The following is a 21708-nucleotide window of genomic DNA, read 5'->3' on the forward strand; positions in this document are numbered from 1 at the left end:
TGAAAGGTTATACTGGCGCGCTTAACGCACGCCAGGACACCTGATATGGTCTTCGACGATTTTTGCCTCAAATCCCTGATCCGCCCGGTAATTGATTTCCCCAAGCCGGGCGTCATCTTTCGCGACATCACCCCGCTCTACCAATCGCCCCGCGCCATGCGCGAAATCGCCGACCGCTTTATCGAGCGCTACGTCGAGGCTGACTTCAGCCACATCGGCGCCATGGATGCCCGCGGCTTTCTGATTGGCTCGGTACTGGCTCACCAGCTCAACAAACCGCTGATCCTGTTTCGCAAACAAGGCAAATTGCCCGCTGACGTATTGGCCGAAGGCTATCAGACGGAATATGGCGAAGCGTTTCTGGAAGTTCACGCCGACAGCTTGTGCGAAGGCGACTCGCTGCTGATCGTCGATGACTTGATCGCCACTGGCGGCACCCTGATCGCCGCGGCCAACCTGGTTCGCCGCATGGGCGCCCAGGTATTCGAAGCGGCAGCGATCATTGACCTGCCTGAGCTGGGTGGCTCGCAGCGCCTGCAGGATCTGGGTATACCGACATTCTGCCTGACCGAATTTTCGTTGACCGAGTAATACCGACACATCACCCGTGGAAGCGGGCTGGCTCGCAATACATACACCGCGGCATTCAGTTGAACCGCGCTGATGCCATCGCGAGCAAGCCCGCTCCCACAGGCGTCACCCCCCGGCAATCCCAGTCAGAGCGTAATCGGTCGACGCCCCGAGAACGAATGAGCCAGGGTGCCGCCATCGACCAGCTCAAGCTCGCCTCCCAACGGCACACCATGAGCGATACGCGAAGCGATCAGGCCTTTATTGCTGAGCAGTTGAGCAATGTAATGTGCAGTAGCTTCGCCTTCGACCGTGGGATTGGTCGCCAGGATCACTTCTGCAAAGGTGCCCTGCTCAGCAATGCGGGTCATTAATTGCGGAATGCCAATGGCCTCTGGCCCCAGGCCATCCAGCGGTGACAAGTGGCCCTTGAGCACGAAGTAACGTCCGCGATAGCCGGTCTGCTCCACGGCATACACGTCCATCGGGCCCTCGACCACACACAGCAAGGTGTCATCACGGCGCACGTCGGCACACTGGGGGCACAGATCGTCTTCGGTGAGGGTTCTGCACAGACGGCAATGCCCCACGCCTTCCATCGCCTGGGTCAAGGCCAGCGCCAGACGCGAGCCGCCGCTGCGATCACGCTCAAGCAATTGCAGAGCCATGCGCTGCGCGGTCTTTTGACCTACACCCGGCAAGGTACGCAAGGCATCGATCAGTTGGCGAATCAGGGGGCTGAAGCTCATAGGGAAAGGTCCGACAAAACAACGAGACGCGGTTTATACCCGCGGTGCGGGATGACGTCAAATGCCCGTAAATAAGGCAAAAAAATGCCAGGCTCAGGGCCTGGCATTCAGGAGCGCCTTAGAACGGCAGCTTCATGCCCGGCGGCAGTTGCATGCCGGCGGTCACGCCAGACATTTTGTCCTGGCTGTTGGCTTCGATCTTGCGCACGGCGTCGTTGACCGCAGCGGCGAACAGATCCTCCAGCACTTCACGGTCGTCTTCGCTGACGCCTTCAAGCAGAGCCGGATCAATGCTGACACGCTTGATGTCGTGACGACCGGTCATGACCACAGTCACCATATCGCCGCCGGCCTTGCCGGTGACTTCTGCATTGGCCAGTTCTTCCTGCATCTTGGCCATTTTTTCCTGCATCTGCTGCGCCTGCTTCATCAGGCCGGCCATGCCACCTTTCATCATGGGAATCACCTCAAACGTTATTTGGACAATGCTCCCGCAATCAAAACGACTGCGGGCTGTGAGTTTTTACCCTGGCGCTACTAAGCCTGGGCCTGCGCAACATCGACAGGTTGAATCGTATCTTCCCGCACTGCCGCACCGAACTGTTCGATCATTTGCTGGATCAGCGGATCCGCATAGATCGACTCCTCTGCCAGTCGCTGACGCTCTGCACGAAAACGCGAAGCAGCCTGGGCCGGGGTTTCCTGTTCCGGCTTGACCAGTTCGATAGTCACTTTGAGCGTGCGTTGAGTGTACTGGTTCAACGCCTCGTTGAGTCGGCGCTGCTGGGTCAGGTTAAACAGCGCACTGTGAGCCGGATCCAGATGCAACAACCAGTCATCCCCGTCAACGGCGATCAAGGTGCAGTTGGCGCCAATGCTGGCGGTCATGCCCGATACCGGTAATTTGGGGAACATGTTCAGCCATTCAAGGGCCAGCCCGGTGGCAGGCATGGCCGCAGGCAACGGCTCGGGCTCCGGAGATGGCTCGGCCGCATGCTCGCTGGCCAGCTCGTCAAGGTAGCTGTAGGCCGCCGAATCCATGTCCGGCTCGATATAGTCTTCGTCCAGCGGCGGCTCATCGTCGCGATCCATACCCGACAGTGCCGCATCAACCTGCTCCGGGGTCGGCTCGGGGATGGACTCCTCGCTCCACTGCGGCGCATCCGGCACAACGCTGTCTGGCGTAGGCAGGGGCATCGGCGGCAACTCGGGCGGCTCACCGACGGTGTCCAGCACCGACTCAGGCGCAGCCTCGACCTCGATCACCGGTACTGACGGCTCGTTCCAGGGTAAGTCCTTTTCTGGCACGGCAGGCGCCCTGTGAGGCTCCACAGGCGCAGGAGCGATCACGGGCTCTGCAACCTCGACAACCGGCATGGGCGCAACAGCAGGCGCAATGACTACTGGCGCAACAGGTGTTGCAGCCGCCAGGGTTTGGGCGGAATCAACTGTGGCCTGGCTGATCCCCACTGGCTTTAGCGGCTGACTCGGCGCATTGCCGGTATCTGCCGGGCGGAAGGCCAGCATTCGCAGCATGACCATTTCAAAGCCACCACGCGGGTCTGGCGCCAGCGGCAAATCACGCCGGCCAATCAGGCCCATCTGGTAATAAAACTGGACGTCTTCGGCCGGCAGCGCCTTGGCCAGGGCCAGCACGCGATCGCGGTCGCCGTGACCATTGTCGACGCCATCGGGCAACGCCTGGGCAATGGCAACCCGGTGAAATACGTTAAGAATTTCGGACAGCACGCCATTCCAGTCCGGACCCTGCTCGGCCAGATGACGCACAGCCTCAAGCAGCGCCCGGGCATCGCCTTCGATCAAGGCGTGCAGCAAGTCAAAAACCTGGCCGTGGTCGAGGGTACCGAGCATGGCGCGCACATCGCCAGCCAGAACCTTGCCTTCGCCAAATGCAATGGCCTGATCGGTCAGGCTCATGGCATCGCGCATCGAACCATCAGCTGCACGACCCAACAGCCACAGCGCGTCGTCTTCAAATGGCACGTTTTCAGCACTGAGCACGTGGGTCAAATGCTCGACCACACGCTCGGGCGTCATGTTTTTCAGAGAAAACTGCAGGCAGCGCGACAGGATCGTGGCCGGCAATTTTTGCGGATCAGTGGTCGCCAGAATGAATTTTACGTAGGGCGGCGGTTCTTCGAGGGTCTTGAGCAGCGCATTGAACGAATGGCTGGAAAGCATGTGCACTTCGTCGATCAGGTAGACCTTGAAGCGCCCACGGCTTGGTGCGTACTGCACGTTGTCGAGCAGTTCACGGGTGTCCTCCACCTTGGTACGGCTGGCGGCGTCGATTTCGATCAGGTCGACAAAACGCCCTTCATCGATTTCGCGACACACCGAGCACTCGCCGCAGGGAGTCGACGTAATACCTGTTTCACAGTTCAGGCATTTGGCGATGATCCGCGCGATGGTGGTCTTGCCGACGCCACGGGTACCGGTAAACAGGTAGGCATGGTGCAGGCGCTGACTGTCCAGGGCATTGATCAGAGCCTTGAGCACATGGGTCTGGCCGACCATTTCGCGGAACGAGCGCGGACGCCATTTACGTGCAAGAACCTGATAACTCATTGATAACCGTCGCATCTGAAAAGCGGAAGGGGCTAATGCTAGCGGAGCAAGGGCAAAATTGCATCCGATGAGCACTTTTAACTGCTCGCAGTCTCTGCGCAACAGGTTTTACCCACACACGGCAACGCGCCGACAATTCAGCAGAAGGCCTGAAGACAGGATCACACGATTGGAATTTTGACTAAAACCCTGCAGGACTGAGGATTTTTAAAATGGAGGCAACCCCACCAGCCACACCCCGGCACACAATGTTCCCGCTGTGGCTGCTTCCTTCCGGATCTGACCAGGTTCACGGGTAATCGTTGCGGGGGGACCGATAGGGTCACCATAACAACATCCGCCTAGCAGCGAACGGCGCCATTGTACCTGTCTGAGAAAAACTTACAACCGCTGCTGCAATAATAAAAAAATGAATGGGTTCAAGTACTTGGATTCGGGTTGAAACACAGCCTCGCAACCCGGCACAGGTCATTTGTGGGAGCGGGCTTGCCCGCGATGGCTTGTGCGCGGTTCAACTGAGACACCGCGTCGCCTGCATCGCGAGCAAGCCCGCTCCCACAGCCATTACTGAATCGAAATACCCTGCTCTTTCAAAAACGCCACAAAGGCTTCTTCATCCAGCACCTTGAGCCCCAGCTCATTAGCCTTGACCAGCTTGGAGCCCGCTCCCGGACCCGCGACCACGCAATGGGTCTTGCCGGAAACCGAACCCGAGACCTTGGCCCCAAGGCTTTCCAGCTTGTCCTTGGCAATGTCCCGGCTCATCAATTCCAGCGAACCGGTCAGCACCCAGGTCTGACCCGCCAGCGGCAAGCCTTCCACGGCCTTTTTCTCACTTTGCCAGTGCATGCCGAAATCTCGCAGCTGCGCTTCGACTTCGAGGGCCAGACGGGCATTTTCAGGGTGATCGAAAAACTCACGTACGGCCTTGGCTTGCTTTTCAGGTAATGCCTGACGCATATCGAGCCAGTCCGCATTGATCACGCCTTCGAGCGAGCCAAATTTCTCGGCCAGCTTTTGCGCCCCGCCCGGCCCAACCGAAGGAATGTGCAGCTTGTCGATCAGACCACCCAGCGTCGTACTGGCCGCGAACTCGGCACCCAGGTCGCCCTGATCCTGCAATTCCAGTCCACGCTCCAGCAATTGAGCGATCACCTGCTGGTTATGCGCATCGCTGAAGAAGCTGTGAATTTCGTGCGCCACTTCCAGCCCGACATCAGGCAAATAGGTGAGCACTTGCGGCAAGGCACGCTGTACCCGCTCCAGAGAGGCCAGGGAGCGCGCCAGCACCTTGGCAGTCTCTTCACCCACATCAGGAATACCCAGCGCGTAGATAAAGCGAGCCAATGTCGGACGCTTGCTGTCGGCGATGGCCTGCAGCAAGTTCTTGCTCGACAACTCGGCAAAGCCTTCAAGATCGACTATCTGCTCGAAAGCCAGGGTGTAAAGATCGGCCGGCGAACTCACCAGCCCCTCGTCCACCAACTGCTCGACGCTTTTTTCGCCCAGGCCTTCTATGTCCATCGCTCGGCGCGAGACAAAATGAATGATCGCCTGCTTGAGCTGAGCACCGCAGGCCAAACGTCCCACACAACGATAAACCGCGCCTTCGGTGATGGTTTCACGGCCTTTGCTGCGCTTGATCAGTTGCGTGCGCTCGACATGGGAGCCACACACCGGGCAGCTTTCAGGAATATGCACCGCACGGGCATCTTCAGGACGACGCTCTAGCACAACTTGCACCACCTGGGGAATCACATCCCCTGCACGACGAATAATCACCGTGTCGCCAATCATCAGCCCCAGACGGGCCACTTCATCCATGTTGTGCAGGGTTGCATTGGATACGGTCACACCGGCCACCTTGACCGGCTTGAGGCGTGCCACGGGCGTTACCGCACCGGTGCGCCCGACCTGAAACTCCACATCCAGCAACTCGGTCAGCTCTTCCATTGCCGGAAACTTATGGGCGATCGCCCAACGCGGCTCGCGCGCCCTGAAGCCCAACTCACGTTGTGACGCCAGGTTGTTGACCTTGAACACCACCCCGTCGATCTCGTAAGGCAGCGCCGCTCGGCGCTCGCCAATATCACGGTAGTAATCCAGGCACTCGGCAATCCCGCGGGCCAGTTTCAACTCGTGACTGATGGGCATGCCCCATTGCTGCAACTGCTTGAGATTGCCGATATGAGTGTCAGAGAACTCCTCGGATACCTGCCCCAGGCCGTAGCAGCAAAATTCCAGCGGCCGGCTGGCGGTGATCTTGGAATCCAGCTGACGCAAGCTGCCCGCCGCCGCGTTGCGCGGATTGGCGAAGGTCTTGCCGCCAGCGGCGAGCTGAGTCTCATTGAGACGCTCAAAACCGGCCTTGGACATAAACACTTCGCCGCGCACTTCCAGCACTGCGGGCCAGCCGCTGCCATGCAGCTTGAGAGGGATATTGCGCACGGTGCGCACATTGACGCTGATATCTTCACCCGTGGTGCCATCACCTCGGGTAGCGCCGCGCACCAGATTGCCATCCTGGTACAGCAAGCTCACCGCCAGCCCGTCGAGCTTCGGCTCGCAGCTGTATTCAACTTCGGCGCCACCGCCAAACAGATCCCCGGCGGGCAAATCCAGACCTTCGCTGACACGACGATCAAACTCGCGCATGTCGGTTTCATCGAAAGCGTTACCCAAACTCAGCATGGGCACTTCGTGACGCACCTGAGTAAAGGCGGACAGCGCCGCACTCCCCACGCGCTGGGTCGGCGAGTCGGCGGTGACCAGCTCTGGATGTTCGGCCTCCAGGGCTTTTAACTCACGAAACAGGCGATCGTACTCGGCGTCCGGAATGCTCGGCTCGTCCAGTACGTGGTAACGGTAGTTATGCTGATCCAGTTCAGCGCGCAGCTCGAGAATGCGGGTATTGGCGGCGGTCATGGGGTGTTCTCTCACAAAGCAAAAGAGCAGCCGTGGCTGCTCCTTGTAATAATCATTCAGCATGTGTGCGGGAGCAGCCAGGCCGCCCCCACATGTTCAGCGTTTTTGAGTCAGGGCGCGACGCTCGAATTCAACGATGCGCTGGCGGTAGTGCTCAATGGTTTGAGCCGTCAACACACTGCGCTGATCGTCTTTGAGCTCGCCATTGAGCTCCTGGGACAGCTTGCGTGCTGCCGCAACCATCACGTCGAAAGCCTGCTTGGGATGACGCGGACCCGGCAAGCCAAGGAAGAAACTCACCGCAGGCGTGCTGAACAGATCAATATCATCCAGATCGAATACGCCCGGCTTTACCGCGTTAGCCATGGAGAACAGGACTTCGCCATTGCCGGCCATGCTTTCGTGACGGTGGAAGATATCCATTTCGCCAAACCGCAAACCGCTTTCAAGAATGTTCTGCAACAGTGCAGGACCTTTGAACCCGGCAGGGTCACGGCTGATCACGCTGATCACCAGGACTTCTTCAGCCGCCTGCTGCGGTTGCTGCTCTTTGACTTCAACAGCCGACACGCTTGGAGCCGAACGACCACGGGGTTTGGCTTCTTGCGCAAAGTCATCATCGCGGGCGCTGATGCTCGGGCCGTCATCCAGGTCAAGATTGAGGTTCAGGTCACCCTGACTCGGCTCACCGCCACGCTTGCCACGCTTGGTGCCTTTATCTCGCGCCGGCATGCTTACGGATGGCAGGTCGTGCTCGTCAAGCAGCGGCTCTTTATGATTGGGGGTATCCAGAACCCGTGAAGGGCCCAGGAGCTCGGGGCTGCTTTCGTCGTCAGGGGCGTTTGAAAAGCTGCGGTCAAGACGAAATTTGAGCTTTCCCTTGCCGCCACGCATACGGCGCCAGCCATCAAAAAGAATACCGGCGATAACCACTATGCCGATGACTATCAGCCACTCGCGCAGACCGATTTCCATGTAATCCCGTGCCCCTAAAAAATGATTCTATGAAGAAGAGCCTAAAGCCCTTTAAAACGTGGCGCCAACTCTATGTTCTGACTGGCGTTTTACCCACGTACAAAATAATTAGACGTTAAATTAACACGACCAAAGATAACTTTACACCGTCTGTCGTACTGAGCTAGGCCCATATAGCCCCCGACTTGTAAGTCATATCGGTCAAATAGTTGATATTTCTCTTACAAGAAGAAAAAAATCGTCCTACATGCTTATAGCTCAAGCGTCGACCATTGCCATCGCCTCCTCGACATCTACCGCTACAAGACGTGAGCAACCAGGCTCATGCATCGTCACACCCATCAGCTGATCCGCCATCTCCATGGCGATTTTGTTGTGGGTGATGTAGATGAATTGCACCGTCTGCGACATCTCTTTCACCAACCGTGCATAGCGGCCTACGTTGGCGTCATCAAGCGGTGCATCGACCTCGTCGAGCATGCAAAACGGCGCCGGATTGAGCTTGAAAATGGCAAACACCAATGCCAATGCCGTCAGGGCCTTCTCGCCACCGGACAGCAAATGAATGGTGCTGTTCTTCTTGCCCGGCGGGCGCGCCATGATGGTCACCCCTGTATCGAGTAAATCTTCGCCCGTCAGTTCCAAATAAGCGCTGCCACCACCGAAAACTTTTGGGAAAAGCGCCTGTAATCCACCATTTATCTGATCAAAGGTGTCTTTAAAGCGGCTCCGGGTCTCTTTGTCGATTTTGCGGATTACGTTTTCCAGCGTATCGAGCGCCTCGACCAGATCGGCATCCTGGGCATCCAGATAGCGCTTGCGCTCCGATTGCTGCTGGTACTCATCGATGGCCGCCAGGTTGATCGCGCCCAAACGCTGGATTCGCGCCGCAATGCGCTCCAACTCTTCTTCGGCCTGCTGCTCATTGACCTCGCTGTTCAGGGTGGCAAGCACCCCATGCAAATCATAGCCGTCTGCCAGTAACTGATCCTGCAACGCCGTACGCCGCACGCTCAGGGCTTGCCACTCCATACGCTGCTGTTCCAGCTGGCCACGAATCAACTGCGATTGTTGCTCAGCCTGATTTCGGCGCTTTTCAGCATCCCGCAATTCGCGGTCTGCATCTTCAAGTGCGGTCTGGGCAATCTTGAGTTCTTCATCCACGCTCAAGCGCTTGTCGAGCAACTCTTCGAGTTTCAGACGCAACTCTTCAAGCGGCGCTTCGCCCTCCTCCAGATTGAGGCTGAGCTGCTCGCGCTTTTCAGCCAGGCGCTCGGCCTGCAGCTCCAGTCGCTCAAGAGCCTGGCGGGTCGAATCGTGCTGCGCTTTCAGCGAGCCCAGTCGAACCGCCAACTGGTGCGCGTGATCCTTGTGCTGCCGGGCATCCTGCCGCACCCGATCAAGACGCTCGCGCAGGCTGTCGCGCTGGGCCAGCAGCAGTTCGCGCTGCTCAGTGTCGGTGGCCATCGCATCCAGTGCATCCTGCAAGAGCAGGCGCGCCTCGCCCACCTGCTCATGCTCAAGTGCGCGCTGCTCACCCAGCTCGGCCAGCTCTTCATCCAGACGACGACGGCGCAGGGTCAATTGCTCGACCTTGGCTTTGCTGGCGGACAGCCTGGCCTTGATCTCGCCCTGCTGACGCGCCTCGTCCTGCATGCGACGACGAACCTGCTCGCGCGCGTCTTCCTGAGTGAGCTGCTGCTCTCTCAGACGCTGGAGCTGTTCTTCCAGAGTCGCAAGCGTCGCTTCGCGCTCTTCGCGCTCAAGCCCCAGACGCTGGATTTCCTGCCCACGCGCCAAGACGCCACTTTCGGCCTCACTGGCACGTCGCACCCGCAAAAAGTTGCGTCCAACCCAATAGCCGTCACGGCTGATCAGGCTTTGGCCGTCAACCAATTGCGCACGCAATGCCAGGGCCTGCTCAAGGCTCTCGACCGGTTTTACCTGACCCAACCAGGGCGCCAGATCAAAGTCGGCCTCGACCTTTTCCAGCAAACTGCCCGCCAAATGAGAGGCCTGGGCCCCGCCACTGAACAAGCGCAAATCACCTTGGGCAAAACCGGCCAGATCCAGCCGTGCGAAGTCGTCGACCAACACGGCCTGCAAATCGGCACCCAGCACGGTTTCGACCGCCAGCTCCCACCCTGCTTCAACCCGCAAGCCCTCGGCCAGTCGCGGCTGTTCAGCCAGTTGTTGCTGACGCAGCCATTCACCAGCGCCAGTGCCCGGATCGAGCGCTGCCTGTTGCAGAGCTTCGAGGGAAGCCAGGCGACCATTGAGCCGCTGCAGCTCGCCCTGAGCCTGCTGTTGATTCTGGGTCGCCTGGTGCAAGTCGTGGCGCACTTGCTCCAGACGCTCGACCAGTTGTTCTTCGCTGGCGTGTAATGTTTCCTGGGACAACTCGCTGATGGCCAGTTGCTCACTTAACTCAAGGATCGCCGCATCTTCAGGGTCTGCCGCCAGCAAGGCGCGCTCTTCAGCCAACCGGCGCTGACGCTCGGCCACACGCTCCATGCTGGTTTCCAGCTGCTGGATGCGAGCCTGCAAGACTTCGGACTGGCGCTGGGGTTCGGCTGAGCGCTGATTGAAGCTGTCCCACTGCTCCTGCCAACCGTGCATGGTGTGCTCGGACACCTCCAGCGCAGCAGCGGCTTCTTCGGCGGCAGCGCTGGTCAGCTCTTGCTCGGGCTCCAGCATGTGCAGCTCTTCACCCAGGGTCGCAAGCATCGTGCGGTCATGACCCAAATGGGATTCGGTTTCCAGGCGCGAGCGCTCGGCTTCGCGCAGGTCATCCTGCAATTGGCGCAAACGCTGCTGACCATGCTGAATGCTCTGCTCGACACGGGCGATGTCCCCCCCTACCGAATAGAAGCGCCCTTGCACCAGATTGAAGCGCTCTGACAGATCGTGGTGCCCGTCACGCAGGCGTTCGATACTGGCATCCGCATTGCGTTGCTCGGCCACCAGGGCTTCAAAGCTGACTTCCTGATTGCCGATGATCGCTTCGCGCTGCCCCACCTGCTCGTTCAGCGCCTGCCAACGCAAGGCCGACAGCTGCGCCTTGAGCTGACGCTCCTCGGCCTTGTACTCCTGATACTTTTCAGCCGCCTGGGCCTGACGATGCAGGCGCTCAAGCTGACGACCCAACTCGTCCCGCAGGTCCGTCAGACGGGCGAGGTTTTCGTGGGTGCGGCGAATACGGTTTTCGGTCTCGCGGCGACGCTCCTTGTACTTGGAGATGCCGGCCGCTTCCTCGATGAAGTTGCGCAAATCTTCAGGCTTGGACTCGATCAGCTTGGAGATCATGCCCTGTTCGATAATCGAGTAGCTGCGCGGCCCCAGGCCCGTTCCGAGGAAGATGTCGGTGATGTCACGACGACGGCACTTGGTGCCGTTGAGGTAATAGGTCGTCTGGCTGTCACGGGTGACTTTGCGCCGAATGGAAATTTCGGCGTAGGCCGCATACTCACCCAGCAGCGTGCCGTCGGAGTTGTCAAAAACCAGCTCGATGCTGGCCTGACTCACCGGTTTGCGGGTGGTGGAGCCGTTGAAGATGACATCCGTCATCGACTCGCCACGCAGGTTCTTGGCCGAACTTTCGCCCATGACCCAGCGTACGGCATCGATGATGTTCGACTTTCCGCAGCCGTTGGGACCTACAACCGCAGCCATGTTGCTGGGAAAGGTCACCGTTGTCGGATCAACGAAAGACTTGAAGCCCGCCAGCTTGATACACGTCAGGCGCACGCTCAGGCATCCGTCAAGGCAGACAGCACCAGGGCACAACTGCGCTGGGCATAGTTGCTCAGCACCACGCGAATTTGCACAAGGTCGCGAGCCAGTACGGCTTCGAGCAACTGCGCAAACAACGCCAGATACTCGCTCATCTCAGCCTTGCGTTGATCCAGCGCCAGGTAATAGGCGCGGCTCATGGCCGGGTGCAGGTTCTCGACGGTTTCCTGCAAGTAGGGATTGTCGGCAAACGGGTACGCCGCACGCATCACATTGAAGCTGTCTTCAACGAAGCTGCTGATGTCCTGGCGTTCGTAGCTGGCAATCAGGCGTTGCTGGATTTGCAGAAACGGACCCAGATCGGCCTGCACGGCCCAGCGCTGGGCAACGGCATTGCCGAGCAGGATGTACATCTCGCTCATCAGGGTGCACAGGCTCTGCACATTGTGTGCGGTGAGCTCGGTCACATGGGCGCCACGTCTCGGAAGGATGGCGATGAGATGTCGGCGCTCAAGGATCAACAACGCTTCGCGCACAGAGCCGCGGCTGACATTGAGCGCCAGCGTCACTTTCTGTTCTTGAATGCGTTCCCCAGGCTTTAGCTCGCCGCGAATGATGCGTTCGGCGAGGTGGTGAGCGATTTGCTCGGCGAGGCTGTCCGGCGCCTTGAACGTCATGTTTTACCTTCAAAATCTTTGATCAGTGCAGGCGGCGCAGTGTAACGCACTTGGTGCGTGCTCGCGCAGAGCATCAAGGGCCGAATATGGCACGAAATAAGCAAATAAATCCCGTGGATTCAAATCACAGGGATGACCGATCTCTATTTCTTGACCCGCAGGTCAGCTTTAGCTAAATTCAGTACATCCCGCGTTACAACAATAATGATTATGCGAGGCCTTCCGTGATCCAGTTCCTACTCAACCAGACGCTGCGCACCGAGCACACGCTGGACCCGAATTTAACCGTGCTCAATTATTTGCGTGAACACCTGCACAAATCCGGCACCAAGGAAGGTTGTGCGAGCGGCGACTGTGGCGCCTGCACAGTGGTAGTAGGCGAACTGCACACAAATGACCAGGGCCTTGAGCGTGTGCGCTATCGCAGTCTCAACTCGTGCCTGACCTTTGTGTCGGCGTTGCACGGCAAGCAACTGATCAGCGTCGAAGACTTGAAGCACAAAGGCCAACTGCACAGCGTGCAGCGGGCAATGGTCGACTGCCACGGTTCACAGTGCGGTTTCTGCACGCCGGGTTTTGTGATGTCCCTGTTCGCCCTGCAAAAAAACAGCTCGGGCCAGCCTGATAGCCATCAGGCCCACGAAGCACTGGCGGGCAACCTGTGCCGCTGCACCGGTTACAGGCCGATCCTGGCCGCCGCCGAACAAGCCTGCGGCGCACAACAGCATGACCAGTTTGATGCGTATCAAGACGAAACCATCACCCTTCTCAAGTCCATTTCCCCTACACAGACCGGGGAACTGAACAGCGGTGACAAACGCTGCCTACTGCCCTTGACCATCAGTGATCTGGCCGAGCTGTATGAGTCCCAACCCCAGGCACGCCTGCTGGCTGGAGGCACCGATCTGGCCCTGGAAGTCACGCAGTTCCATCGTCCGCTGCCGGTCATGATTTACGTCGGCAACGTGGCCGAAATGAAGCTCATCGAGCGCTTCGATGATCGCCTTGAAATAGGCGCGGCCGTTTCGCTGACAGACGCTTACGGCACGCTCAAGGCCGAGTACCCGGACTTCGGCGAACTGCTGCAGCGCTTCGCCTCGCTGCAAATCCGCAACCAGGGAACCCTGGGAGGCAATATCGGCAATGCCTCGCCGATTGGTGACTCACCGCCGCTGCTGATCGCTCTGGGCGCGCAGCTGGTACTGCGCAAGGGCCAAAGCCGACGCACCCTGGCGATCGAGGACTACTTCATCGACTACCGGGTAACCGCGCGCCAGGAAGGGGAATTTATCGAAAAAATCATTATTCCCCGTGCTGACGCCAGCCATTCATTTCGTGCCTACAAGATCTCCAAGCGTCTGGACGATGACATCAGCGCCGTATGTGCGGCATTCAACCTGCGTATCGACAACGGCGTGGTGAGCGGGGCTCGCGTGGCTTTCGGAGGCATGGCCGCCATCTCCAAACGCGCCAACGCCTGCGAAGCTGCACTGCTCGGCGCAGACTGGAACTCGATCACCATTGAACGCGCCTGCACGGCATTGGCAACAGATTTCACCCCGTTGTCAGACTTTCGCGCCAGCAAGGAATACCGCCTGCTGAGTGCCCAGAACCTGCTGCGCAAGTACTTCATCGAACTGCAGGCACCACAGCTTGAGACGCGGGTAACAGCTTATGTCTAACCATCACAAGATCGAGCCAACCCAGGCCGAATTGACGGCTCTGTTCCAACAGGACCTGAAAACGGGTGTAGGTCGCAGCGTCAAGCATGACAGCGCCGAAAAGCACGTCTCGGGTGAGGCGCAGTACATCGATGACCGGCTCGAATTCCCCAACCAGCTGCATCTCTACGCACGCCTGTCAGACCGGGCTCACGCCAGAATCGTCCGCGTCGACACTACGCCCTGCTACGCCTTTGAAGGTGTGCGTCTGGTCATTACCCACGAGGACATTCCCGGCCTCAAGGACATCGGCCCGCTGCTGCCCGGCGACCCGTTGCTGGCCATCGACAAGGTGGAATATGTAGGCCAGGCAGTCCTGGCGGTAGCCGCCCATGACCTGGACACCGCGCGCATGGCGGCAATGGCCGCCATTATCGAATACGAAGACCTGGAGCCAGTGCTTGATGTAGTCCAGGCGCTACGCAACAAGCACTTTGTGCTCGACACCCACACCCATGAACGCGGCGACTCAAGCGGCGCGCTGGCGGGGGCCGACAATCGCCTGCAGGGCAGTTTGCATATCGGTGGACAGGAACACTTCTATCTCGAAACACAGATCTCATCGGTAATGCCCACCGAAGACGGCGGGATGATCGTGTACTGCTCCACACAAAACCCCACCGAAGTGCAAAAGCTGGTGGCTGAAGTACTGGATGTTTCGATGAACAAAATCGTCGTCGACATGCGGCGCATGGGCGGCGGCTTTGGCGGCAAGGAGACGCAGGCTGCAGGCCCTGCGTGCATGTGTGCAGTGGTGGCACGCCTGACCGGGCAGCCGACCAAAATGCGCCTGCCACGTGTCGAAGACATGCTGATGACCGGCAAGCGCCACCCGTTTTATATCGAGTACGACGTCGGCTTTGACGCCCGTGGTCGGCTGCAGGGCATCAAGCTGGATCTGGCGGGCAACTGCGGCTGTTCACCGGACCTGTCCAACTCCATCGTCGACCGCGCCATGTTCCACGCCGATAACGCTTACTACCTGGGCGATGCCACGATCAATGGCTATCGCTGCAAGACCAATACCGCGTCAAACACTGCCTACCGCGGGTTTGGCGGCCCGCAAGGCATGGTCGCAATCGAAGAAGTCATGGACCACATTGCCCGCCATTTGGGTCTGGATCCCCTGGCCGTGCGCAAGGCCAACTACTACGGCAAAACCGAACGCAATGTGACTCACTACTACCAGACCGTGGAGAACAACCTGCTGGAAGAAATGACCGCCGACCTGGAAGCCAGCAGCCACTACGCTGAACGCCGTGAGTTAATCAAGGCGTTCAACGCCAATAGCCCCATCCTTAAGAAAGGTTTGGCACTGACTCCGGTCAAGTTCGGAATATCCTTTACCGCCAGCTTTCTCAATCAGGCAGGAGCACTGGTTCACATCTACACCGATGGCAGCATCCATCTCAACCACGGCGGCACCGAGATGGGCCAGGGGTTGAACACCAAGGTCGCGCAAGTGGTGGCCGAAGTGTTTCAGGTGGATATCAGCCGGGTGCAGATCACTGCCACCAACACGGACAAGGTCCCGAATACCTCGCCTACAGCGGCTTCAAGCGGGGCTGACCTCAATGGCAAGGCCGCGCAAAATGCAGCCGAGACCATCAAGCTAAGGCTGGTGGAGTTTGCCGCCGGCAAGTATCAGGTCGAGCAACAGGAGGTGATTTTCCACAATGGCCAGGTGCGCGTTGGCGAACAGGTCATCAGCTTTGAAACCCTGATCCAGCAGGCCTATTTCGGCCAGGTGTCGCTGTCGAGTACAGGCTTCTACAAAACGCCAAAGATTTTCTATGACCGCACTCAGGCACGGGGACGGCCGTTTTACTACTTTGCCTTTGGTGCCGCCTGCGCCGAAGTGATCGTTGACACCCTCACCGGCGAATACAAAATGTTGCGCACGGATATCCTGCACGACGTTGGCGCTTCGCTGAATCCGGCCATCGACATCGGCCAGGTGGAAGGCGGCTATATTCAGGGCGCCGGGTGGCTGACCATGGAGGAACTGGTGTGGAATGCCAAAGGCAAGCTGATGACCAACGGCCCCGCCAGCTACAAGATACCTGCCGTGGCGGATATGCCACTGGACCTGCGCGTCACGCTGGTAGAAAACCGAAAAAACCCGGAAGACACCGTATTCCACTCCAAAGCAGTCGGCGAGCCGCCGTTCATGCTCGGTATCGCGGCCTGGTGTGCGATCAAGGACGCCGTGGCGAGCTTGGCCGACTATCGCGTACAACCTGCCATTGACGCCCCGGCCACCCCGGAACGGGTCCTGTGGGGCTGTGAGCAAATGCGCAAGGTTTTGTCGGGAGATCAGCATGAATAACTGGATCAGCGCCCTGGCCGAGTTGCAGCAGCAGGGAGAGCCCTGCGTGCTGGTCACCATCATTGAGGAGCAAGGCTCGACACCTCGCAATGCCGGTTCAAAAATGGTGATCTGCGCGCACCAGACATTCGACACCATTGGCGGCGGTCATCTGGAATACAAGGCGATGGAGATTGCCCGCCAGATGCTGGGCAGCGGCAAGCAAGACACCCATCTGCAACGCTTCAGCCTGGGCGCCAGCCTGGGCCAGTGTTGCGGAGGAGTGACCGTGTTGCTGTTCGAACCCATGGGCCAGGTCCAGGCACACATCGCCGTATTTGGCGCAGGTCATGTGGCCCGGGCACTGGTGCCCCTGCTCGCCAGCCTGCCCTGCCGGGTGCGCTGGATTGACTCGCGGGAGCAGGAGTTCCCGGCGCTCATCCCCCAAGGCGTAGAAAAAATCGTCACCGACGAGCCCGTCGACGAGATTCAAGCACTGCCAGCGGGTTGCTACTGCATCGTCATGACGCATAATCACGCCCTGGATCTGGAACTCAGCGCCGCCCTGCTCAAACGCAACGACTTTACCTACTTCGGCTTGATTGGCTCTAAAACCAAACGCGTGAAGTTCGAACACCGCCTGCGTGACCGGGGTATCAGCGCATCACATGTGCAGCGCATGCGCTGCCCGATGGGATTGAGCGAAGTCAAAGGCAAACTGCCTGTCGAAATCGCAATTTCCATCGCAGGCGAAATCATCGCCACCTACAACACCCACTTCGGCCAGCACACCGCCTGTGCCGACAGCGCGTCATCCAAATCCATTAAACAATTGCTGCCGTCTTCACGACGCAGCCATGCCACACACTGAGAATTATCATGACCTGTAAAGCCTACCGCGCCGCCATTTTGCACAGCATTGCCGATCCCGCCGACGTCGGGATCGAGGCCTCCTATGAATACTTCGAAGACGGTCTGCTGGTGGTGGAAAACGGGCAGATCAAAGCGGTCGGGCCTGCCAGCGAACTGCTCGTAACACTGGCTGGCGACATAGACGTCACCGAGTACAAGGATGCCCTGATCACACCGGGCTTTATCGATACGCACATCCACTTTCCGCAGACCGGGATGATTGGTGCCTACGGCGAGCAATTGCTCGACTGGCTCAACACCTACACCTTCCCGTGCGAAAACCAGTTCGCCGACAAGGCACATGCTGACGAAGTTGCCGATATTTTCCTCAAGGAACTGCTGCGCAATGGCACCACCACGGCGCTGGTGTTTGGCAGTGTGCATCCGCAATCGGTCGATGCCTTGTTTGAAGCGGCACAGCGACTGGACCTGCGCCTGATCGCCGGCAAAGTGATGATGGACCGCAACGCCCCCGAATACCTGACCGACACCGCCGAAACCAGCTACATCGAAAGCAAGGCGCTGATCGAACGCTGGCACGGGAAAGGCCGCCTGCATTACGCCGTCACCCCGCGTTTTGCGCCGACCAGCACCCCGGAACAATTAACCCTGGCGGGCAAGTTGCTGGGTGAATATCCGGATGTGTACCTGCATACCCATATCAGCGAGAACCTTCAGGAAATCGAGTGGGTCAAGTCGCTGTTCCCTGAGCGCAAAGGCTATCTGGATGTGTATGACCACTACCAACTGCTGGGTGAGCGTTCGGTGTTTGCCCACGGCGTGCATCTGTGTGATGAGGAATGTGCACGCCTGGCCGAAACAGGCTCTGCGGTGGCTTTCTGCCCGACTTCCAATCTGTTTCTGGGCAGCGGCCTGTTCAACCTGCCGATGGCCGAGAAGCACAAACTCAATGTGGGCCTGGGAACGGATGTCGGCGCGGGTACCAGCTTCTCGTTGCTCAACACATTGAACGAAGCCTACAAGGTCATGCAGTTGCAAGGCGCTCGTCTGGATCCGTTCAAATCGTTGTATCTGGCCACTCTGGGCGGCGCGCGGGCACTGCGCCTGGAAGACCGGATCGGCAACCTGCAACCGGGTAGCGATGCCGACTTCGTGGTACTGGACTACAACGCAACGCCGCTGATGAGCTATCGCCTGAAGCAATCAAAAAACATCGCTGAAACGTTGTTTGTATTGATGACCCTGGGCGACGACCGCACGGTGCAACAGACCTATGCAGCGGGCAATCTGGTCCATCAGCGCTGAATGAATGGCTACCTTGGCCTGCACACTGTTGCAGGCCATAGAGAGTTAAAGCCTTGTAGCAGCTGCCGAGGGAACGAGGCTGCGTTCGGCGACGTAGTCGTCGTAAACCCTGAAAACCGGGTTTAACTGATACACCGCAGTCTCAGATTTTACGCCGGCTGCGCCGCCGAACGCAGCCGTCGTTCCTCGGCAGCTGCTACGGGATTTGACTCGCGTTGCAGACAAGTAGCCACACGATTGCAACGAATCTTAGAGCTTGGCAGCAGGCCGGGGGCCTTTGCTCTTGGTTTGCAGCAAGTGCGAAAACACCGCGTGCAGGTCATCCGAGGCGCTCTCTTCGTCAAGGTTGAGCTTGCTGTCGATGTGATCCATGTGGTGCATCATCAGGTGCACGGCCTGGGAAGCATCACGGGCTTCAATGGCATCGATCAACTGCATGTGTTCGTCGTAGGAGCAATGTGAGCGGTTGCCACTCTCGTACTGGGCAATGATCAACGAGGTTTGCGATACGAGGCTGCGCTGAAAGCTGATCAGCGGCGCATTTTTAGCCGCTTCTGCCAACTTCAAGTGGAACTCGCCTGACAGCCGGATACCCGCGCCACGATCGCCTCGCGAAAAGCTGTCGCGCTCGTCCTGCACCATTTTGCGCAGTTGCGACAAGTCATCGGCAGTAGCGTGGACCACCGCCAATTCAGTAATGGCCTTTTCAACCAGTCGACGCGCCAGAAACACCTGCCGCGCTTCTTCTACGCTCGGGCTCGCTACCACCGCACCACGATTGGGACGCAGCAGCACCACCCCTTCATGGGCCAGGCGCGACAATGCACGACGAATAATGGTGCGGCTCACCCCGAAGATTTCGCCCAATGCCTCTTCACTCAACTTTGTGCCAGGCGCCAGACGCTGTTCGAGGATCGCCTCAAAAATATGCGCATAGACGATATCGTCCTGGGTTCCACTGCGGCCGGCCTTGCCAGCGCGGGATTGTTTCTTGAGAGGCTGCAACTGTTCGTTCATGGTTACTCGTGTGGGGAAGCGGCGGCGGATGAAGTTACGCTAATACGTAAACGGGCGTCGCTGACTGGTAATTAATGCAAAAAGCAAGACTCATTGTACACAAGCCAGAGTGCCAGTACGACTGTACGGTCATATACGATCCCGTCTGTATCGCAATGAAATGTGACATTTGCGTTTAGGCTTGCGCCTTGCTCTAACTCTTATCAAGAACAAGGAATGCCGCTCCATGACGGACGCCACTCAGCCACGCTTGCACCCTCTGGCAGACACCTCTCCCTCGGCTGTAGTCGCAGGGTTTATCGCCATGATGACTGGCTACACCAGTTCCCTGGTCCTCATGTTTCAAGCAGGTCAGGCAGCGGGACTCACCAGCGGGCAGATCTCGTCATGGATTTGGGCGCTGTCGATCGGCATGGCCATTTGCAGCATAGGCTTGTCTTTACGCTACCGCACACCGATTACCATCGCCTGGTCAACGCCGGGGGCTGCGCTGCTGATCACCAGCCTGGGCGGTGTCAGCTACCACGAAGCCATCGGCGCCTACATCACTTGTGCGGTGCTGGTGATCATCTGCGGCATGACCGGCAGCTTTGAACGTCTGGTCAAACGTATTCCCTCGTCTCTGGCTGCGGCCTTGCTGGCAGGAATCCTGTTCAAGATCGGCAGCGAAATATTCGTCGCTGCCCAGCACCGTACCGGCCTGGTCATTGGCATGTTTTTCACTTACCTGATCGTCAAGCGCCTGTCGCCCCGCTATGCGGTACTGGCGGCCCTGGTGATTGGCACTCTGATCTCGGGTTTGCTCGGGCTACTGGACTTCAGCGGTTTCGCCCTCGAAGTGGCGGTGCCGGTATGGACCACACCTTCATTCTCGCTGGCCGCAACCATCAGCATCGGTATTCCCCTGTTTGTCGTCGCCATGACGTCGCAAAACATGCCGGGCATCGCCGTGCTGCGGGCCGACGGTTACAGCGTGCCCGCTTCGCCGCTGATCACCACCACCGGCGTGGCTTCACTGCTGCTTGCCCCTTTTGGCTCCCACGGGATCAACCTGGCTGCGATCAGCGCCGCTATCTGCACCGGCCCCCATGCCCACGAAGACCCTAAAAAGCGCTACACCGCGGCCATGTGGTGCGGGATTTTCTATGGCATTGCCGGCGTTTTTGGCGCCACCCTTGCTGCGCTGTTTGCAGCCTTGCCCAAGGAATTGGTGTTGTCCATTGCTGCACTGGCCCTGTTCGGCTCGATCATCAATGGCTTGACCATTGCCATGAGTGAATCCAGAGAGCGCGAGGCGGCCCTGGTGACCTTCATGGTCACAGCATCGGGCATGAGCCTGTTCTCGGTCGGCTCGGCCTTTTGGGGAATTGTCGCGGGTGTGCTTACCCTGATAATCCTGAACTTTAAATCACGCTGACTGATCAGATCGCCAGCGCCCCACCATCGACAGCCAACGCATGGCCGGTGGTAAACGCCGCGCCGTCCGAGCACAGGTACAAGACGGCGCTGGCTACCTCCTCAACCTTGCCGATGCGCCCCACCGGGTGAATCGCGGCAGCGAACTCGGCCTTGCGCGGATCGGCTTCATAGGCTCGCCGGAACATATCGGTATCAATCACTGCCGGGCACACCGCGTTCACCCGAATATGCTTTTTCGCATATTCGATGGCCGCTGATTTCGTCAGCCCGATCACCGCATGTTTGGACGCCGAGTAGATGCTCATCTTCGGCGCAGCCCCCAACCCCGCAACCGATGCCGTGTTGACGATCGCCCCACCGCCCTGAGCCAGCATCAATGGCAGCTGATATTTCATGCATAACCAGACACCTTTGACGTTCACTCCCATGATCGCGTCGAATTCGTCCAGCGTGCCATCAGCCAGGCGACCATGCTCGATCTCGATCCCCGCATTGTTGAAGGCATAATCCAGCCGACCGTAGGCGCTGATGACCTGCTCCATCAACTGCCTGACTTGCGCCTCCACGGTGACATCACACCTTACGAAAACAGCACTGCCACCCGCCGCCTTTATCTGGTCGACCGTGCATTCGCCCCCTGCCACATCCAGATCGGCCACCACCACTTTCAAGCCTTCGCCCGCAAATGCCAGGGCCGCGGCTCGGCCGATACCTGCTCCAGCGCCCGTAACCACTGCCACTTGCCCGGCAAACGTCATGCCCATTGTTGTTGTCCTCTGAGGGGTACGCCTGCACTGTGAACGGTTCTGGTGCAGTCATCGACTTATTTATCCGAGTGATACAGGCCT

General features: G+C 58.7%; 15 protein-coding genes and 1 other RNA gene. 6 read left to right on the forward strand and 10 right to left on the reverse strand.

All coding sequences use genetic code 11. The features are described from left to right. Positions 1–45 precede the first annotated feature (45 nt). The gene (locus AACY07_RS06795; RefSeq protein WP_133077148.1) at positions 46–591 is read left to right on the forward strand and encodes an adenine phosphoribosyltransferase; all 546 of its coding nucleotides are present in this window, start codon (positions 46–48) and stop codon (positions 589–591) included. Positions 592–716: 125 nt separating this feature from the next. Here the strand turns inward: AACY07_RS06795 and recR are convergent, their stop codons facing one another. The 8 genes from recR to AACY07_RS06835 all read right to left on the reverse strand — a co-directional run bounded on the left by recR (position 717) and on the right by AACY07_RS06835 (position 12217). Next, complete coding sequence (gene recR, locus AACY07_RS06800) at positions 717–1319, reverse strand: recombination mediator RecR (RefSeq protein WP_133077147.1); 603 nt, start codon at positions 1317–1319, stop codon at positions 717–719. A 118-nt stretch (positions 1320–1437) separates the two neighbouring features. Continuing rightward, complete coding sequence (locus AACY07_RS06805; RefSeq protein ID WP_019826710.1) at positions 1438–1776, reverse strand: YbaB/EbfC family nucleoid-associated protein; 339 nt, start codon at positions 1774–1776, stop codon at positions 1438–1440. 80 nt (positions 1777–1856) lie between these two features. Then, positions 1857–3908 carry a DNA polymerase III subunit gamma/tau gene (dnaX, locus tag AACY07_RS06810; protein WP_339474073.1) on the reverse strand — a complete coding sequence of 684 codons (2052 nt, stop codon included), beginning with the start codon at positions 3906–3908 and terminating at the stop codon, positions 1857–1859. A gap of 222 nt (positions 3909–4130) precedes the next feature. Next, positions 4131–4227, reverse strand: an RNA gene (gene ffs / locus AACY07_RS06815) — signal recognition particle sRNA small type. 245 nt (positions 4228–4472) lie between these two features. Further along, positions 4473–6833, reverse strand: a complete 2361-nt coding sequence (gene ligA / locus AACY07_RS06820) for an NAD-dependent DNA ligase LigA (protein ID WP_339474074.1) — start codon at positions 6831–6833, stop codon at positions 4473–4475. A gap of 96 nt (positions 6834–6929) precedes the next feature. After that, positions 6930–7808, reverse strand: coding sequence for a cell division protein ZipA (gene zipA / locus AACY07_RS06825; protein WP_339474075.1), 879 nt, complete (start codon positions 7806–7808; stop codon positions 6930–6932). 258 nt (positions 7809–8066) lie between these two features. Continuing rightward, on the reverse strand, positions 8067–11555 hold the full coding sequence (smc, locus tag AACY07_RS06830) for a chromosome segregation protein SMC (protein ID WP_339474076.1): 3489 nt from the start codon (positions 11553–11555) through the stop codon (positions 8067–8069). Positions 11556–11557: 2 nt separating this feature from the next. Next, complete coding sequence (locus AACY07_RS06835) at positions 11558–12217, reverse strand: GntR family transcriptional regulator (protein ID WP_133077131.1); 660 nt, start codon at positions 12215–12217, stop codon at positions 11558–11560. A gap of 224 nt (positions 12218–12441) precedes the next feature. Between AACY07_RS06835 and xdhA the strand changes: the two genes are divergently transcribed. From xdhA to guaD, 4 genes are read left to right on the forward strand one after another with little or no spacing between them, the layout of a single operon-like run. After that, a complete protein-coding gene (xdhA, locus tag AACY07_RS06840; protein ID WP_339474078.1) occupies positions 12442–13899 on the forward strand; it encodes a xanthine dehydrogenase small subunit in 1458 nt (485 codons plus the stop codon). Then, positions 13892–16267 (forward strand): xanthine dehydrogenase molybdopterin binding subunit, encoded by a 2376-nt coding sequence (xdhB, locus tag AACY07_RS06845; protein WP_339474080.1) that lies wholly within the window; start codon positions 13892–13894, stop codon positions 16265–16267. The genes xdhA and xdhB overlap by 8 nt, the downstream gene beginning before the upstream one ends. After that, on the forward strand, positions 16260–17117 hold the full coding sequence (xdhC, locus tag AACY07_RS06850) for a xanthine dehydrogenase accessory protein XdhC (protein ID WP_339474081.1): 858 nt from the start codon (positions 16260–16262) through the stop codon (positions 17115–17117). The genes xdhB and xdhC overlap by 8 nt, the downstream gene beginning before the upstream one ends. Positions 17118–17125: 8 nt before the next feature. Then, entirely contained in the window at positions 17126–18424 is a 1299-nt protein-coding gene (gene guaD, locus AACY07_RS06855; protein ID WP_339474082.1) for a guanine deaminase, read from the forward strand. Positions 18425–18673: 249 nt separating this feature from the next. Here guaD and AACY07_RS06860 read toward each other — a convergent pair whose 3' ends face one another. Further along, on the reverse strand, positions 18674–19441 hold the full coding sequence (locus AACY07_RS06860; RefSeq protein WP_339474084.1) for a GntR family transcriptional regulator: 768 nt from the start codon (positions 19439–19441) through the stop codon (positions 18674–18676). Positions 19442–19667: 226 nt separating this feature from the next. Here AACY07_RS06860 and AACY07_RS06865 point away from each other — a divergent pair, with 226 nt between their 5' ends. Further along, entirely contained in the window at positions 19668–20858 is a 1191-nt protein-coding gene (locus AACY07_RS06865; protein WP_339474086.1) for a benzoate/H(+) symporter BenE family transporter, read from the forward strand. Positions 20859–20862: 4 nt separating this feature from the next. Here AACY07_RS06865 and AACY07_RS06870 read toward each other — a convergent pair whose 3' ends face one another. Next, positions 20863–21624, reverse strand: a complete 762-nt coding sequence (locus AACY07_RS06870; protein ID WP_339474088.1) for an SDR family oxidoreductase — start codon at positions 21622–21624, stop codon at positions 20863–20865. Positions 21625–21708: the final 84 nt, after the last annotated feature.

The sequence above is a fragment of the Pseudomonas sp. RL_5y_Pfl2_69 genome (genome assembly GCF_963970465.1).
GTDB lineage: Bacteria > Pseudomonadota > Gammaproteobacteria > Pseudomonadales > Pseudomonadaceae > Aquipseudomonas.